We start from the raw sequence: 14,369 nt of genomic DNA on the forward strand, positions 1-14,369 counted from the left end.
ACGTAACGCGCGTCCGGTGGGCTGACGGGCCCGGATGGCCTACCGTGGTGGCATGGCCGACGACGGAGCTTCGCTGCCGGGCCCGAATCCTCGCTTCCACGAGGACCTGGTCGGCCTGGACCCGTACGACCCGGAGGCGCGCGCGTTCGCCGAGCACCTCGACCGCATCGAACGCTGCGGCCCGAACTACACCATCGAGGCCGCGCTCGACGGCGTCGCCGACTTCGCCGACTCCAGCAACCGGCTCGGCGGCCTGCGCTACTGGGTGTCGGCGCTCATCGTGATCCTGATCGTGCTCGGCGTGATCGTGGCCGCATGGGACATCGTGGTGCACGCCCTCGCCTGGCTCGCGGCGTAACGTGGATCGGGTGAAAGGTATGAAACCCGTTGTCGGCGCGACCCCTCGCGTCGTGAAGTCCGAGCAGGAATGGCGGGCGCAGCTCAGCCCCGACGAGTTCGCCGTGCTCCGCCAGGCGGGGACCGAACGGCCGTTCACCGGTGAGTACACCGACACCAAGGCCACCGGCGTCTACGAGTGCCGCGCGTGCGGTGCCGAGCTGTTCCGCAGCGACACGAAGTTCGAGAGCCACTGCGGCTGGCCGTCGTTCTACGACCCGGCCGACTCCGACGCCGTGCTGCTGCGCGAGGACCGCGCCATGGGCATGAAGCGGATCGAGGTGCTCTGCGGCTCCTGCCACAGCCACCTCGGGCACGTCTTCGAGGGCGAGGGCTACCCGACCCCGACCGACCAGCGCTACTGCATCAACTCGATCTCGCTGAAACTGGTCACCGAGCCCTGAAACCCGCCGTCCTAAATCCTCCTTAAGCGAGCAACCCGCCGCCCTTCCTCGGACGTAGTCTCCGCACACGGACGAGGGAGGGCGGACTCATGACCGACACCTGGGGTATTCCCGGACCGGTGTTCGCGGGGCTCTACCTGGGGGCACTGTTCCTGGTGGCGCTGGTCGGGTTGGTGCGCGCCGCGCTGCTGGCGCGGGGACGCACCGGCGGGGCACCGGACAAGGCCGAAGAACTGGCGCTGCTGACCGGTGGGCGGGAGCGCGTCGGCGAATGGGTCGTCGCCCGGCTGCTCGAGCGGCAGCTGATCCGGCTCGACGGCACCGGACGCGTGCACCGCGTCCGGGGTTCGGCCGCCGACGACCTGGGCCGGGCCGCTCTCGGGCGGATCGGCAAGACCGGCAGCTCCGTCGACCGGGTGCGCGCCGAGGTGGCGCGCCACCCGTCCGTGGCGGAGCTGGAGGCCGGGCTGATCACCCGCGGCCTGCTCACCGACGTCCGGAAACTGCGCCGGACCCGGCTGCTCGTCGCCGTGGCGAACTGGGCGCTGTTCGTCCTCGGCGTCGTCCGGCTGATCGCCGGCTCCTCGACCGGGCACCCCGTCGGCTTCCTGCTGGCCCTGCTCGCCCTCAACATCGTCGTGGCCGTGGTAGCCACGGTCCGCGCCGCGAAGAAGCTCCAGGTCAAGGCCACCTTCGCCGGCCGGGCGGCCGCGGAAGAGGCGCGCCGGGCGCGGACGCTCGTCATGGGCCCGGCCGGGGCCGTCGCGGCGGACGGCTTCGGCGGCCACCCGGAGAAGGACGTCCGGCTGGCCGCCAGCCGCGCCATCCAGCAGTCCACCGCACGCGCCGCCCGCCGTCCGCGCGGCCGCTGGGCGAGCGGGGGTGGCGGCGTGGCCGTCGGCTACTACGGCGGCAGCTCCTGCGGCGGTGGCGGCAGCTCGTGCGGCGGCGGGGGCGGCGGCTGCGGTGGCGGCGGAGGCGGGGGCTGTGGTGGTTGAAACGCCGACGCGAGCGCGTGCGTCTCACAGCTACGGTAACCGCGACACACTGAGGGGAGACGGGCGATGACCGACCCGTGGGGCATCTCCGGACCGGATTTCGTGGTCCTCTACATCGCGTTGCTCGGGGCGGTCCTGCTGATCAGGGTCGTGGTGTCCGGGATCGTGAGCAGCCGGGCGATGCGGGCGGACGCCGTCGCGCCCGGGCCGCCGCCGAGCGTCTACCAGCTGGCCTTCCTCGCCGGCGGCCCCGACCGGGCCGTCGACGCGGCGATCGCGGCCCTGGTCGAGCGCGGGCAGCTGCGCGTCAACAGCTACAAGCAGGTCAGCCAGGCCGGGACGCGGCCGGCCGATCCGCTGGAGCGGGCGGTCTTCGACGCGGCGCAGCTGAAGACGACGTCGGCGCTGCGGGCGTACGGCCGCCAGTCGGCGGCGATGCGGGCCCTGGAGGAGGGCCTCGACCAGCGCGGGCTGCTGGCGTCGGCGGCCGCCAAGCGGCAGGCGCGGACGTTCGGGCTGCTCCTCCAGCTGGCGGTGCTGGCGTTCGGCGTGGCGCGGCTGGTCACCGGCATTTCCCTCGGCCGCCCGGTCGGGATCCTGGTGTTCCTGGTCCTCGTCGCGGCGGTGCTGGCGATCGTGGCGGCGGTCCGCCGGTCGAAGACGGGTGCCCGGCAGCCGTCGGCCGCGGGGCACCGCCTGCTCGGCCAGGCCCGCGCCGCGGCGAGCGGCCCGGTCCCGGCGGGCATGCTGGCCGGCGGCGTCCTGCTCGGCGGGGCGGCGGCCGCGGTCGCGCTGGGCGGCTGGGCGATGTACCCCGACGAGGAGCTGAGCGCGGCGCTGACCCCGCCGATGACGTCGTACGGCGGCGGTGGCTCGTCCGGCGGGTCGTCCTGCAGCAGCGGGTCGTCGTGCTCGAGCTCGTCGTGCAGCAGCGGGTCTTCGTGCGGTTCGTCGTGCGGCGGAGGGGGCTGCGGTGGGTGAGCTGGGCATCGGGATCGGCTGGCGGCACGAGCTCGACCTGTCCATCGCGCGGCTGCCGGGGGTGGATTGGGTCGAGGTCGTCGCCGAGAACCTGCACGCCGACCACCTGCCGGAGACGCTCGTGGCGCTGCGCAAGCGGGGCCTGCCGGCGCTGCCGCACGCCGTCTCGCTGTCCCTCGGCGGGGCCGAGCCCCTGGACACCGGCCGCGTCCAGCACCTCGCGGAGGTCGCGCGTGCGCTGGACGCGCCGCTGGTCAGCGACCACGTGTGCTTCGTGCGCGCGGGCGGGCTCGATTCGGGGCACTTGATGCCGCTCCCCCGCACGCGCGAGGCCCTGGACGTGCTGGTGGCGAACGTCCGGCTGGCCCAGTCCATCCTGGACGTGCCGCTGGCGCTGGAGAACATCGCCGCGGTGCTCGACTGGCCCGACGCCGAGCTGACCGAGGAGCAGTTCCTCACCGAGCTGACCGACCGGACGGGCTGCCGGCTGATCATCGACGTGGCGAACCTGTACGCCAACGCCCGCAACATCGGCACGGACCCGGTGGCGTTCCTGGACGGAATCCCCTGGGAGCGGCTGGCGTACGTCCACATGGCGGGCGGCATCGAGCGCGACGGCGTGTACCACGACACGCACGCGCACCCGGTGCTGCCGGAGGTGCTGGCGCTGTTGACGGAGCTCCGCCGCCGGACGGACCCACCGGGAGTCCTGCTGGAGCGCGACGACGACTACCCGACCGACGACGAGCTGGCGGCGGAGCTGTCGGCCCTGCGGACGGCGGTGACGGGGTGAGCCGCGCGGAGCTGGCCCGCCGGCAGGCGGAGCTGCTGCAGGCGTTGCTGGCCGACGGCCCGCCTCCGGCGGGCTTCGACCCGGCCCGGTTGAAGGTGGAGGCGTCGGTTTTGCGCCGGAAGCACGGGCGGGTGCTGGCGTACCAGCGGCCCGAGCTGGCGGAGGCGCTGGGTGAGCGGTACGAGCCGCTGTTCGCACGGTTCACCGCGGGACGGCCGAAGAAGGCGGCTGAGCGATCGGGAGCTTATGCCGACGAGTTCGTGACGTGGCTGATCGAGGGGGGCCACCTGCCGAAGCCCCGGCGTCGGCTGGCGGACCGCCTCCGGCGCCGCTGATCCAGCAGGTGGGCCGGTTCCGCCTCAGGGCGTCCAGGTCGGTTTGTCGACTCCCGGCACCCGCGTCCCGAACTTCCAGAACGGCTCCGCCCCCGGCAACCCACCGGCCATCCGGACCCGCGTCATCCGCCCGTACCCGCTGTCGACTTCCTCCAGCAAGTCGCCGAAGCCGACCTCTGCCGCCGCGGCATCCTTGCGGCCGAGCGAATCCAGCCACCGCCCGGTGCCCGCCAGCGACAGCCGCGCGTGCCACGTGCCGCCTTCCACCACCTGGCGGTGCAACGCCGTCATCACCGCCGCCGCCGTGAGCCAGCCCGTTGCGTGGTCCAGGGCCTGGACCGGCAGGGGTGACGGCGGATCGCCCCAGGCCAAGCCGCTCGACATCTGGATCAGGCTGTCGAACCCGCGGCGCCGGGCCCAGGGGCCCTCCCAGCCGTACGCGCTCAGGTCCGCGACCACCAAGCCCGGCCGCAGCTCGGCCAGCTCGGCGGGCCCGAACCCGATGCGTTCGAGGGCGCCCGGGCGGAACGACTGGACCAGCACGTCGGCCCGGCTGATCAGCTTCTTCAACCGGGCGCGGCCGCCCTCGGTGTCCAGTGCCACGAACGTCGATCGCTTGCCCTGGTTCGTGTCCCGCACCAGCGCCTCGACCCGCGGCAGGTGCGCGGCTCCGACGTGCAGGACGTCGGCGCCGTGCGCGGCCAGGACGCGGCCGGCGACCGGGCCGGCGAGCACGTGCGTCAGCTCCAGCACCCGGATCCCGCCCAGTGGCCGGTCCGAGTAGAACAGTGTCCGTTTCGGGGCCGGGCCCAGGGGCGTCAGCGAAACCAGCGGCAGCGAGGCCACTGCCTCACCTTGCGGGTGCTCCGCCCAGTCCGATGGGGACCGCAGCTCGGCCGCCGCTCCCCCGGCCGACACGACGGCGTGCTCCACCTCGCGCGCCGGACGTCCGGCGACCGCCTTTTCGACCGCCTCGCGCGCGCCGGGGACACCGAGCCCCCAGCACACCGCCGATTCGTGCCGCGGGTAGTTGGCGTGCAGGCGCACCCAGCCGTCGGCCGTGCGGTAGTCGCCCGACAGCGGCGCCCAGGCGGGCTCCGCGCCGACGCCCTCCACGCGCAGCAGCCGCTCGCTCCCGAACGCCGCCGCCGCGTGCCGCGTGTCCGCCGTGACCACGCCGGGCTCGATTTCGCGCAGCTTCAGCATTTCGGCCGCCGCCAGCGTCGCCGCGGCCACCGAAGCCGTGGCGGCCGCCGCCACCCGGTACGGGCCCGGCAGCACGTCTTCGGCGCCGGTCAGCTCGAAAGGTCCCGGCGAAGATCCGGTAAGGGCGTCCCAGACACCCTCGACGATGTCGCGCACTACGGCAGAGCCGCGACGAGCTCGGCGGGCGGCACGCGGGTGCCGGTGTAGAACGGAATCTCCTCGCGCACGTGCAGCCGCGCCTCGGTGCCGCGCAGGTGGCGCATGAGGTCGACGATCCGGTGCAGCTCGTCGGCCTCGAAGGCGAGGATCCACTCGTAGTCGCCCAAGGCGAACGACGCGACGGTGTTCGCGCGCACGTCCGGGTAGTCGCGGGCTTCCTTGCCGTGGTCGGCGAGCATCTTGCGGCGGTCGGCGTCCGGCAGCAGGTACCACTCGTAGGACCGCACGAACGGGTAGACGCAGATGAACTTGCGGGCCTCTTCGCCGGCCAGGAACGCCGGGATGTGGCTCTTGTTGAACTCGGCGGGCCGGTGCAGCGCGGTCTGGCTCCAGACCGGCGTCGACGCGCGGCCCAGCGGCGTCCGGCGGAAGCCGGCGTAGGCGGCCTGGACCTGCTCGATCTCCTCGGCGTGCCACCAGATCATGAAGTCCGCGTCGGCGCGCAGCGCGGAGAGGTCGTACACGCCGCGGACGACGACGCCCTTGGCCTCGAGCCCCTCCAGGTACTCCGCGGTCTCGCGACCGGCGGTCCCGCGGTCCTCACCCAGCCGGCCCGGCTCGATCCGGAAGACCGACCAGGTGGTGTAGCGGATGGTGTCGTTGAGCTCGTTGTAGTTGACCCGCGCCATGCGTCCATCCTGTCACCGCGGCGCCGCGCCCGCCGCCACGGGTGGGGTGAGGCGCACTCACGAGGAAAGGTGGGCCGCGATCCGCTGCGCCGCCGCCTCCGCGGTGGCCACGCACGCCGGCAACCCGACCCCGTGCAGGGTCGCCCCGGCGATCGCCAGGCCCGGCACCTCCGCGACGGCCTTCTCGATCCGCTCGACCCGCTCGAGGTGCCCGGTGCCGTACTGCGGCAGCCCGCCGCCCCACCGCGTCACCAGCGTCTCGACCGGCGCAGCCGTCACGCCGGTCAGCCGGGCGAGGTCGTCGCGGACCACGCGGACCAGCTCGACGTCGTCGAACTGCAGCGCACCCGGCTCGCCGAACCGCCCGACCGAGCCGCGGACCAGGACCGGCCCGGTGCCGTAATGAGCCCACTTCCGGGAAGAAAACGTGAACGCCTTCGACGCGTACGGCACGCCCGAACCGTCCCGCTCGCCCTGGCCGATCAGGATCCCCGACGCCTCGGGCAGCGCGGTGCCGGGCGGCAGCGCCAGCGCGACCACGGCCATCGACGCCAGTTCGACCTCGCCGAAGGCCGCCGAAGCCGCCGGGACGACGTCGGTGAGCAGGCGGCGGGCCGACGGCGCGGGCACCGCGAGCACCACCGCGTCGGCCTCCGCGACGTTGTCCGCGGGGGCGTGCGCGGTCGGCGCCGCGCCGATGCGCAGCCGCCAGCCGGAGCCGTGCCGTTCGATTTCGCACACCGGCAGGCCGGTCCGCAGCTCGGCGCCGGAGGCGGTGGTGAGCCGGTCGATCACCGTGCCGAGGCCGCCCGGGACGGTGCCGAACACCGGCGCCGCCGACGGGTTCGCCGGCAGCTGGGCGGCGGCCGCCGCGGTCAGCGAGCCCGCGCCCGCCGCCAGCGCGGCGGCCAGGCCGGGCATGGTGGCGCGCAGGCCGAGGCCGTCGGCGCCGCCCGCGTAGACGCCGCCGAGCAGCGGGTCGACCAGCCGGTCCACCAGTTCGTCGCCGAACCGCTCGCGCAGCAGCGGCCCCAGCGGCACGTCCCCGCCCGGCAGCCGCAGCTCGGGCAGTGACGGCTCGGCCTCGACCGCCTGCCGGCCCGCTTCGGACAGCACCCCGGCCACCGACTCCGCGGCGGCCGGGACGCCCATGACCGTGCCGGGCGGCAGCCCGGTGACGGCGCCGCCCGCGTGGATCTTCGCCCGGGCCTTCGTCGGGTGGACGACGTCGAGCCCGAGCTCGCCCACCAGCGCGAGCATTTCCGGGCGGCGCACGAGGAAGGCCTCGGCGCCGACGTCGTAGGGCACGCCGGCCAGCTCGGCGGTGCGCAGCTTCCCGCCCGGCGCCGTCGTCTTCTCGAACACGGTGATCTCGGCTTCGGGTCCGAGCAGCCGCCGCAGCCGGTACGCCGCGGTCAGCCCGGAAACGCCACCCCCGACGACCGCGACGCGCTTCACAGCTCGTGCACCAGCCCGACCACGCGGGTCAGCACGTCGGGATCGACGCCCGGCAGCACGCCGTGGCCCAGGTTGAAGATGTGGCCGTCGGCCGCTTTGCCCTCTTCGACGATCCGCCGGACCTCGGCCGCCAGCACCGGCCAGGAAGCGTGCAGCAGCGCCGGGTCGAGGTTGCCCTGGACGATCGCTCGCCCGCCCAGGCGCCGGACGGCTTCGTCGAGCGGGATCCGCCAGTCGACGCCGACGACGTCGGCGCCCGCGTCGCGCATCGCGGCCAGGAGCTCGCCGGTGCCGACGCCGAAGTGGATCCGCGGCACGCCGTACTCCGCGACGCCCGCGAGGACCTTGGCCGAGTGCGGCAGGACGAACTCGCGGTAGTCCCGCTCGGAGAGCGCGCCGGCCCAGGAGTCGAACAGCTGGACCGCGTCGACGCCGGCGTCGAGCTGGGCGCGCAGGAAGGTCAGGGCGATGTCGGCCAGCCGCCCGGCCAGCTCGTGCCACACCTCGGGCGAGGTGTGCATCAGCGCCTTGGTGTGCTCGTGGTTGCGGCTCGGGCCGCCCTCGATGAGGTAGCTGGCCAGCGTGAACGGCGCGCCGGCGAACCCGATCAGCGGGGTCTCGCCGAGCCGCTCGACGAGCAGCCGGACGCCGTCGGCGACCTTCGAGACCTGCGCGGGCTCGAGCTCCGGCAGCGCCTTCACGGCGGCGAGGTCGCGCACCGGCGCGGCGGCCACCGGGCCGGTGCCGGGCACGATGTCGATGTCGACCCCGGCCGCCTTCAGCGGGACCACGATGTCGCTGAAGAGGATCGCCGCGTCGACGCCGTGGCGGCGGACCGGCTGCAGCGTGATCTCGGCGAGCATTTCCGGGTCGAAACAGGCGTCGAGCATCGGCACGCCCTCGCGCAGCGCGCGGTACTCGGGCAGCGAGCGGCCGGCCTGGCGCATGAACCAGACGGGCGTGCGGGCCGGGCGTTCGCCGCGCGCGGCGGCCAGGAACGGGGCTTCGGGCAGCTCGCGGCGACCGGACGGGGCGGCGTGGCGCGGCAGGGGCGTGGTCTGAGACATCGCGGTCAATCGTGCCACGAGCCCGGGCGGGCCGTTCTCTCGGCGCGCCTGCGCCCGCAACAGGGCGTGCCCGCCCTAAAGTCGGTGCGTGACCGCGATGACGCCAGTGCCCGAACTCTTCCGCGAAGCAGTCGCGGCGCTGCAGTCCGTCCGGCCCCGCCCGGAGGTGCTGCTGGAGCCGATGCGTGCGCCGCAGCGGCTCGCGCCGTGGTCGTACGCGGTCAGCTGTGAAGTGTCCGGGCCCGCCGACGTGCTGGCTTCGGGACGGCTGGTCCTGCTGCACGACCCGGACGGCCAGGACGGCTGGGAGGGCGTGCTGCGCCTCGTCATGTACGTGCGCGCGGAGCTGGACCGGGAGCTGGCGACGGACCCGTTCCTGCCGGCGGTCGGCTGGTCGTGGCTGACCGACGCGCTGGAGGTGTCCGGGGCGAGCTGGACGGCACTGGGCGGCACGGTGACGGAGACGTCGTCGGCCCGCTTCGGCGACCTCGCCGGTCCCGCCCGCACCGACGACCTGGAGCTGCGGGCGTCGTGGACGCCGGCGGACCCGGACCTGCTGCCGCACGGGCAGGCCTTCTGCCAGGTGATGGCGAGCGTCGTGGGCCTGCCGCCGGTCGGGGTGACCCTCTTCGGGCAGCGCCAGGGCTCCTGACCCTGCCGCAGCTGTCGTGAGTGGTAATGAGGGTTCTAACCCTCATTACCACTCACGACCCTCAGCGGCTGTCCGGGCGATCTCCGCAACGAATCGGCAACGGCGGGCCGCCGCGAGCCGTCCCGAGAGCGCCCCTTGTACGGATGTGAGCAAAATTCACGTCCGCTGAACACCGTTCACCCGCCGTCCGGGCGCTGAGCTGCCGCCTGGCGGCCCGGGGACCGCGGACGACCATCGGGGGCCCCTCAGGGCCGCGACCAGCCCTGAGGCCGTTTCACGTCTCCTCGTTCGTGACTCTTCGCGGTCACGCACCGCAACAAGATCAAAGCGAGGACGCGGCGGTCACGATCACCCCGCGACAGACACGGACAGTCACAGTTGCGGGCGTCGGCAGGTGCGCCGGGGGCCGCGCAAGGGAGTTGATCAAGCCCCGGCCGGGGCCACATTCGGGGCGCCGCGGGCGCCCATCCGGACCCCCGTCACTAGGCGCACCGGCAGCTGCACGCCCCATCTGCACGGCCATTTGGCCGCCGGTAACTCCTTAGCATCGTGCTCAGTGGGCTATCCGTTAGCAACCGGCCGTGTACTAGCCCGATCGTGTTACTACGAACCCACTGAGTGACTGTTCGTTTGAGATAGATACCCATTCGATCCCCCCGCAACGGCCTCAGGACGGCTACAGTGCCTTCGACGACACCACTTTCGGTCTAAAGCTGGCGCGGCTGAACGGCCGAAGGTCCCGGTGCCGGTCGGGGGGCACGACCGACTCCAGGGAGGTAGTGACGTGGCTACCGTCGGCATTTCTCAGGCCGTCCGATCCACGCCAGCCGGCGCGTTGCCGGCGAGCATGGTTCCGCACCCGCGGGAAGAGCTTTTTTCGGTACTGGTGGTCGATGACCACCCGCTGTTGAGGGAGGCAATCGCAGCAAGACTCGCACAGATGGGTGCGGGAACCGTCCACGAAGCCGCCACGGTGGCCGAGGCGAGGGCGCGAGCACAGGCCACTGGGCCTTGTGACCTGGCGATCCTCGATCTCGGACTGCCGGACGGCAGCGGCATCGAGCTGGTTACGGAACTCCGTAGCCACGGCTGGCCGCGCGTGGTCGTACTCGCATCCTCGGACGACCCGTACGCGGTCCGCTCGGCCTTCCAGGCCGGGGCCCAGGCGTACCTGCTGAAGTCCGCGTCGCCGGTCGTCGTGACCGATGGCGTGCGGCGCGTGCTCGAAGGCGGCGTCTACGCCGACCCGAGCGTGGCTCCGGTGCTCGCCACCGGGACCCGCGTCGCGGGCACCGACAACACCCCGCGCGAGCTGTCCGCTCGTGAGGTGGAGGTGCTCCAGCTGGTCGCCGACGGACAGTCCAACAAGGAGATCGGCGAGGAGCTTTCGCTCTCCGCCCTCACCGTCAAGTCCCACCTCTCCCGGATCGGGCGCAAGCTCGGCACGGGCGACCGGGCACAGATGGTGGCACTGGCCATGCGAGCCGGCGTCATCCGCTGACGAAAGCACATCACCCTGCGGGGCGGGCGGACCAGGCGCGGTACGCCCGTCCCGTAGGGTCGTCAACCATGGGAAGCACTGAGGCCGAGGACACCGGGATGGAGATCGAGTCCACGGGCGGCCCTGTGCTGCTACGCGAACCAGCCGAGGGCACGCCCCCGGTCATCACCGACGCCGCCGAGCTGGCCGAAGCCTGCGCCAAGCTCGCCGCGGGCACCGGTGCGGTCGCCGTCGACACCGAACGCGCGTCCGGCTACCGGTACTTCCCCAAGGCCTACCTCGTGCAGCTGCGCCGCGAAGGTTCCGGCACGGTGCTGATCGACCCGATCGCACTGGACGGCGAACTCGCCCCGCTGCGCGAAGTCCTGAATTCCCTGGAGTGGGTGCTGCACGCCGCCTCCCAGGACCTCCCCTGCCTCGCCGAGCTGGGCCTGCACCCGGCGGCGCTGTTCGACACCGAGCTGGCCGGCCGGCTGGCGGGCTACGAACGCGTCGCGCTGGGGACGCTCGTCGAGCTGCTGCTGGGCTACACCCTCGAGAAGGGCCACAGCGCGGCCGACTGGTCGAAGCGGCCGCTGCCGGTCGACTGGCTGAACTACGCCGCCCTCGACGTCGAGCTGCTCGTCCAGCTGCGCGAAAAGCTGGAAGCGGAGCTGGGCGCCCAGGGCAAGCTGGAGTGGGCGCGGCAGGAGTTCGAATTCGTGCGGACGGCCCCGCCGCCGCCCCCGCGGGCCGAGCCGTGGCGCCGGACGTCCGGCGTGCACAAGATCCGCAGCCCGCGCGGCCTCGCGGCGGTCCGCGAACTGTGGCAGGCGCGCGACGAGCTGGCCCGCAAACGCGACCGCGCACCGAGCCGGATCCTGCCGGACAGCGCGATCGTCAACGCCGTCACGGCCGACCCGAAGACGGTCGAAGAGCTGCAGGCGCTGCCGGTGTTCAGCGGCCGCGTCCAGCGCAAGTACACGGCGAGCTGGCTGCGTCACCTGCAGGCGGCCAAGGCGCTCCCCGCTTCGGAGCTGCCGTCGCCGTCCCAGCCGACGGACGGCCCGCCCCCGGTGAACCGCTGGGCGGACAAGGACCCGGACGCGGCGGCCCGCTTGTCGGCGGCCCGCGCGGCCCTGACGGCCATCGCGGAGGACCGCCGGCTCCCGGTGGAGAACCTGCTGCTGCCGGACCTGGTCCGCCGCACGTGCTGGCGTCCCCCAGCCGAAACGGACGAGGACTCGGTGGCGGAGGTCCTGCGCGCGGGCGGCGCCCGGCCGTGGCAGGTCGAGCTGACGGCGGCGGTGCTGAGCAAGGCGTTGCAGACCACCGCTTCCTGATCGGACAGGTCCCGGAATCGTTCTGCCCCGGCCATCGGCTTCCCTCGGTGGCGCCGGAACCCGGACGAACTGGCTGCGGCTGCCGCTAGTCGGCCAGGGTCGCCAGCAGCCGGTGCGCCTCGGCCCGCAGCTCGTCCGACGGCTCCGCCGAACCCACCAGCCGGACCACCCCGTCCGCGCCCTCCCGCACGTGCGCCTCGACGTCCAGCGCCGGGTCGTCGCGGCGGATCACCGCGATGCTCTCCACCAGCCCGAACACCAGGTCCGTCCGGATCGCGACCGCCGAGGGCTCCACGCCCGAAGCCGCCACCAGCCGGCCGTACGCCGCCTTCAGTTCCGCCCGCTCGATGCGGAAGCGGGCCAGGTTGGGCGAACCGACCTCGGGCAGCAGGTACAGCGCGCCCAGGTTGTGCCGGGCTCCGCCCAGCAGGCCGATGTCCGCGTACGCCAGTGCCCACAACCGGACCGCCGCCGGGGCCGCGCCCGCGACGAGGCGGGCCGCCAGGGCCAGTGACGGGCGGACCGTCTCGGCCAGCAGCGCCGCGAGGATGTCTTCCTTCGCCGGGAAGTGGTAGTAGAGCGACGCCTGGCGCAAGCCCGCGCGTTCGGCGATCGCTCTGGTCGTGGTGGCCGCGTACCCGGCTTCGGTGAACAGCTCACCCGCCGCGTCGAGCACCGCCTGGCGCGCGTCCGGACGGCTCGCCGCCGCTCCGCTCGCCCGCCGCCTGCCCACTCCCGACCCTTTGCCCACGCACGTGATCTTGCCAGGTCCGTGGCCGCGACACGCGCACGACAGGCGCGGTTACGCCCGGATGTCGTCATTGACGCCGGGTCGGTCCGGGCGTTAACCGGTCTCTAACACGGCGGAGATCGACGCGTCGCGACCGGGACTTAATTTCTGTCAAGCGATCGAAACAAGGAGCCCGCATGACGCCACCCGACGAACTCGCCGCCTTCGGTTACCGCCAAGAGCTCCGCCGGTCGCTGGGCGGGTTCTCCGCCTTCGCCGCCGGTTTCTCCTTCGTCTCCATCCTCACCACCGTCTTCCAGCTCTTCGGCTTCGGCTACACCTTCGGCGGCCCGCTCTTCTTCTGGACGTGGCCGGTCGTCCTGGCGGGCCAGCTGCTCGTCGCGCTGGTCTTCGCCGAGCTCGCCGCCCGCTACCCGCTCGCCGGATCCGTGTACCAGTGGGCGAAACAGCTCAGCAAGGGCTTCCTCGGCTGGCTCGCGGGCTGGATGATGCTGCTCGGCTGCATCGTCGCCCTCGCGGCCGCCGCGATCGCGCTGCAGGTCGTGCTGCCGTCGGTGTGGGACGGCTTCCAGTTCGTCGGCGGCGATCCGTCGGTGACGTCGCCGTCCGGCGCGGCCAACGCCGTGCTGCTCGGCACCGCGCTGCTCGTCTTCACCACCGCGGTCAACACCGGCGGGGTCCGGCTGATGGCGCGGATCAACGACGTCGGCGTCGCGGCCGAGCTCCTCGGTGTCCTCGTTCTCATCGCCGGGCTGGCGCTGTTCGCCGTCCGCGGCCCGCAGGTGGTGCTGCACGACGCACCCGGCACCAGCGCCGGGATCGGCGGCGTGCTCGCTTCGGCGCTCATGGCCGCGTACGTCCTCTACGGCTTTGACACCGCCGCTTCGGTCGCGGAGGAGACGAAGGACGCGCGAAAGGCGGCTCCGCGGGCGGTGCTGCGCGCCGTGCTCGTCTCCGGCATCGGCGGCCTCGCGGTGGTCGTCACCGCGCTGATGGCCGCGCCGAGCCTCACCGACGGGCAGCTCGCCGGGCACGGCCTGCCGTACGTGATCACCGCCGTCTTCGGCGACACCCTCGGCCGGGTCTTCCTCGCCGACGTCGCGATCGCCGTCGTCGTCTGCACCCTGACCATCCAGACCGGCACCGTCCGGCTGATCTACGCGATGGCCCGCGACGGCGCGCTCCCCGCGTCCGCCCGCCTCGCCGGGGTCAGCCCGCGCACCGGGACACCGGTCGCGCCCGCACTGCTGTCGGGCGCGCTCGCCATCGGGCTGCTGCTGCTCAACGTCGGCAACCCGACGCTGTTCAGCACGATCACCGGGACGTCGGTGGTGGTCGTCTACCTGGCCTACCTGCTGGTGACCGGGCCGCTGCTGGTGCACCGGCTGCGCGGGCGGTTCCCGGCCGAGCCGGGCCGGTTCTCCCTGGGCCGCTGGGGTGTTCCGCTGAACGGAGCAGCCGTTCTCTACGGAATCGCCATGATCGTGAACATCGGCTGGCCGCGTGCGGAGATCTACGATCTCGCCGGTTCGGGCTCCCCCTGGATGCTCTTGTTCCCGATAGAGTTCGTCGGCGGCGCACTGGTGATCGGCTGGCTCTGCTGGCTGCGGCTGCGCCCCGCTCCCGCCCTCGAACCCGCGACCTGAGAGAGGACGAC

At 73.3% G+C, this 14,369-nt stretch carries 15 protein-coding genes; 10 read left to right on the top strand and 5 right to left on the bottom strand.

Annotation, left to right across the window (positions count from 1 at the left end):
- The first annotated feature begins 52 nt into the window (after nucleotides 1-52).
- The 6 genes from C2L58_RS21810 to C2L58_RS21835 all read left to right on the top strand — a co-directional run bounded on the left by C2L58_RS21810 (nucleotide 53) and on the right by C2L58_RS21835 (nucleotide 3,907).
- A complete protein-coding gene (locus tag C2L58_RS21810; RefSeq protein WP_199191365.1) occupies nucleotides 53-358 on the top strand; it encodes a hypothetical protein in 306 nt (101 codons plus the stop codon).
- A gap of 19 nt (nucleotides 359-377) precedes the next feature.
- Nucleotides 378-800, top strand: a complete 423-nt coding sequence (gene msrB / locus C2L58_RS21815; protein WP_103339475.1) for a peptide-methionine (R)-S-oxide reductase MsrB — start codon at nucleotides 378-380, stop codon at nucleotides 798-800.
- 89 nt (nucleotides 801-889) lie between these two features.
- A complete protein-coding gene (locus C2L58_RS21820; RefSeq protein ID WP_103339476.1) occupies nucleotides 890-1,798 on the top strand; it encodes a TIGR04222 domain-containing membrane protein in 909 nt (302 codons plus the stop codon).
- Nucleotides 1,799-1,864: 66 nt separating this feature from the next.
- Nucleotides 1,865-2,779, top strand: coding sequence for a TIGR04222 domain-containing membrane protein (locus C2L58_RS21825; RefSeq protein ID WP_103339477.1), 915 nt, complete (start codon nucleotides 1,865-1,867; stop codon nucleotides 2,777-2,779).
- The gene (locus C2L58_RS21830) at nucleotides 2,772-3,572 is read left to right on the top strand and encodes a DUF692 domain-containing protein (RefSeq protein WP_103339478.1); all 801 of its coding nucleotides are present in this window, start codon (nucleotides 2,772-2,774) and stop codon (nucleotides 3,570-3,572) included. Before C2L58_RS21825 ends, C2L58_RS21830 begins: the two co-directional genes overlap by 8 nt.
- Nucleotides 3,569-3,907 carry a hypothetical protein gene (locus C2L58_RS21835; protein WP_103339479.1) on the top strand — a complete coding sequence of 113 codons (339 nt, stop codon included), beginning with the start codon at nucleotides 3,569-3,571 and terminating at the stop codon, nucleotides 3,905-3,907. Before C2L58_RS21830 ends, C2L58_RS21835 begins: the two co-directional genes overlap by 4 nt.
- A gap of 24 nt (nucleotides 3,908-3,931) precedes the next feature.
- On the opposite strand, the gene C2L58_RS21840 is transcribed toward C2L58_RS21835, so the two are convergent.
- From C2L58_RS21840 to hemE, 4 genes are read right to left on the bottom strand one after another with little or no spacing between them, the layout of a single operon-like run.
- A complete protein-coding gene (locus tag C2L58_RS21840) occupies nucleotides 3,932-5,269 on the bottom strand; it encodes a CoA transferase (RefSeq protein WP_103339480.1) in 1,338 nt (445 codons plus the stop codon).
- A complete protein-coding gene (hemQ, locus tag C2L58_RS21845; RefSeq protein ID WP_103339481.1) occupies nucleotides 5,269-5,961 on the bottom strand; it encodes a hydrogen peroxide-dependent heme synthase in 693 nt (230 codons plus the stop codon). Before hemQ ends, C2L58_RS21840 begins: the two co-directional genes overlap by 1 nt.
- Nucleotides 5,962-6,018: 57 nt before the next feature.
- On the bottom strand, nucleotides 6,019-7,419 hold the full coding sequence (gene hemG, locus C2L58_RS21850; protein ID WP_103339482.1) for a protoporphyrinogen oxidase: 1,401 nt from the start codon (nucleotides 7,417-7,419) through the stop codon (nucleotides 6,019-6,021).
- A complete protein-coding gene (gene hemE / locus C2L58_RS21855; protein ID WP_103339483.1) occupies nucleotides 7,416-8,486 on the bottom strand; it encodes a uroporphyrinogen decarboxylase in 1,071 nt (356 codons plus the stop codon). Before hemE ends, hemG begins: the two co-directional genes overlap by 4 nt.
- 88 nt (nucleotides 8,487-8,574) lie before the next feature.
- On the opposite strand from hemE, the gene C2L58_RS21860 reads away from it, so the two are divergent.
- The 3 genes from C2L58_RS21860 to C2L58_RS21870 all read left to right on the top strand — a co-directional run bounded on the left by C2L58_RS21860 (nucleotide 8,575) and on the right by C2L58_RS21870 (nucleotide 11,961).
- Entirely contained in the window at nucleotides 8,575-9,138 is a 564-nt protein-coding gene (locus C2L58_RS21860) for a DUF3000 domain-containing protein (protein WP_199191366.1), read from the top strand.
- A 784-nt stretch (nucleotides 9,139-9,922) separates the two neighbouring features.
- Entirely contained in the window at nucleotides 9,923-10,639 is a 717-nt protein-coding gene (locus C2L58_RS21865; RefSeq protein ID WP_033261886.1) for a response regulator, read from the top strand.
- A gap of 98 nt (nucleotides 10,640-10,737) precedes the next feature.
- On the top strand, nucleotides 10,738-11,961 hold the full coding sequence (locus C2L58_RS21870; protein ID WP_103339485.1) for a ribonuclease D: 1,224 nt from the start codon (nucleotides 10,738-10,740) through the stop codon (nucleotides 11,959-11,961).
- Between the two features lie 85 nt (nucleotides 11,962-12,046).
- Here C2L58_RS21870 and C2L58_RS21875 read toward each other — a convergent pair whose 3' ends face one another.
- Nucleotides 12,047-12,712: a TetR/AcrR family transcriptional regulator gene (locus tag C2L58_RS21875; protein WP_103339486.1), complete on the bottom strand. Its 666-nt coding sequence runs from the start codon at nucleotides 12,710-12,712 to the stop codon at nucleotides 12,047-12,049.
- A 176-nt stretch (nucleotides 12,713-12,888) separates the two neighbouring features.
- On the opposite strand from C2L58_RS21875, the gene C2L58_RS21880 reads away from it, so the two are divergent.
- The gene (locus C2L58_RS21880; RefSeq protein WP_103339487.1) at nucleotides 12,889-14,358 is read left to right on the top strand and encodes an amino acid permease; all 1,470 of its coding nucleotides are present in this window, start codon (nucleotides 12,889-12,891) and stop codon (nucleotides 14,356-14,358) included.
- Nucleotides 14,359-14,369: the final 11 nt, after the last annotated feature.

Source organism: Amycolatopsis sp. CA-126428 (assembly GCF_002904335.1).
Classification (GTDB): Bacteria; Actinomycetota; Actinomycetes; order Mycobacteriales; family Pseudonocardiaceae; genus Amycolatopsis.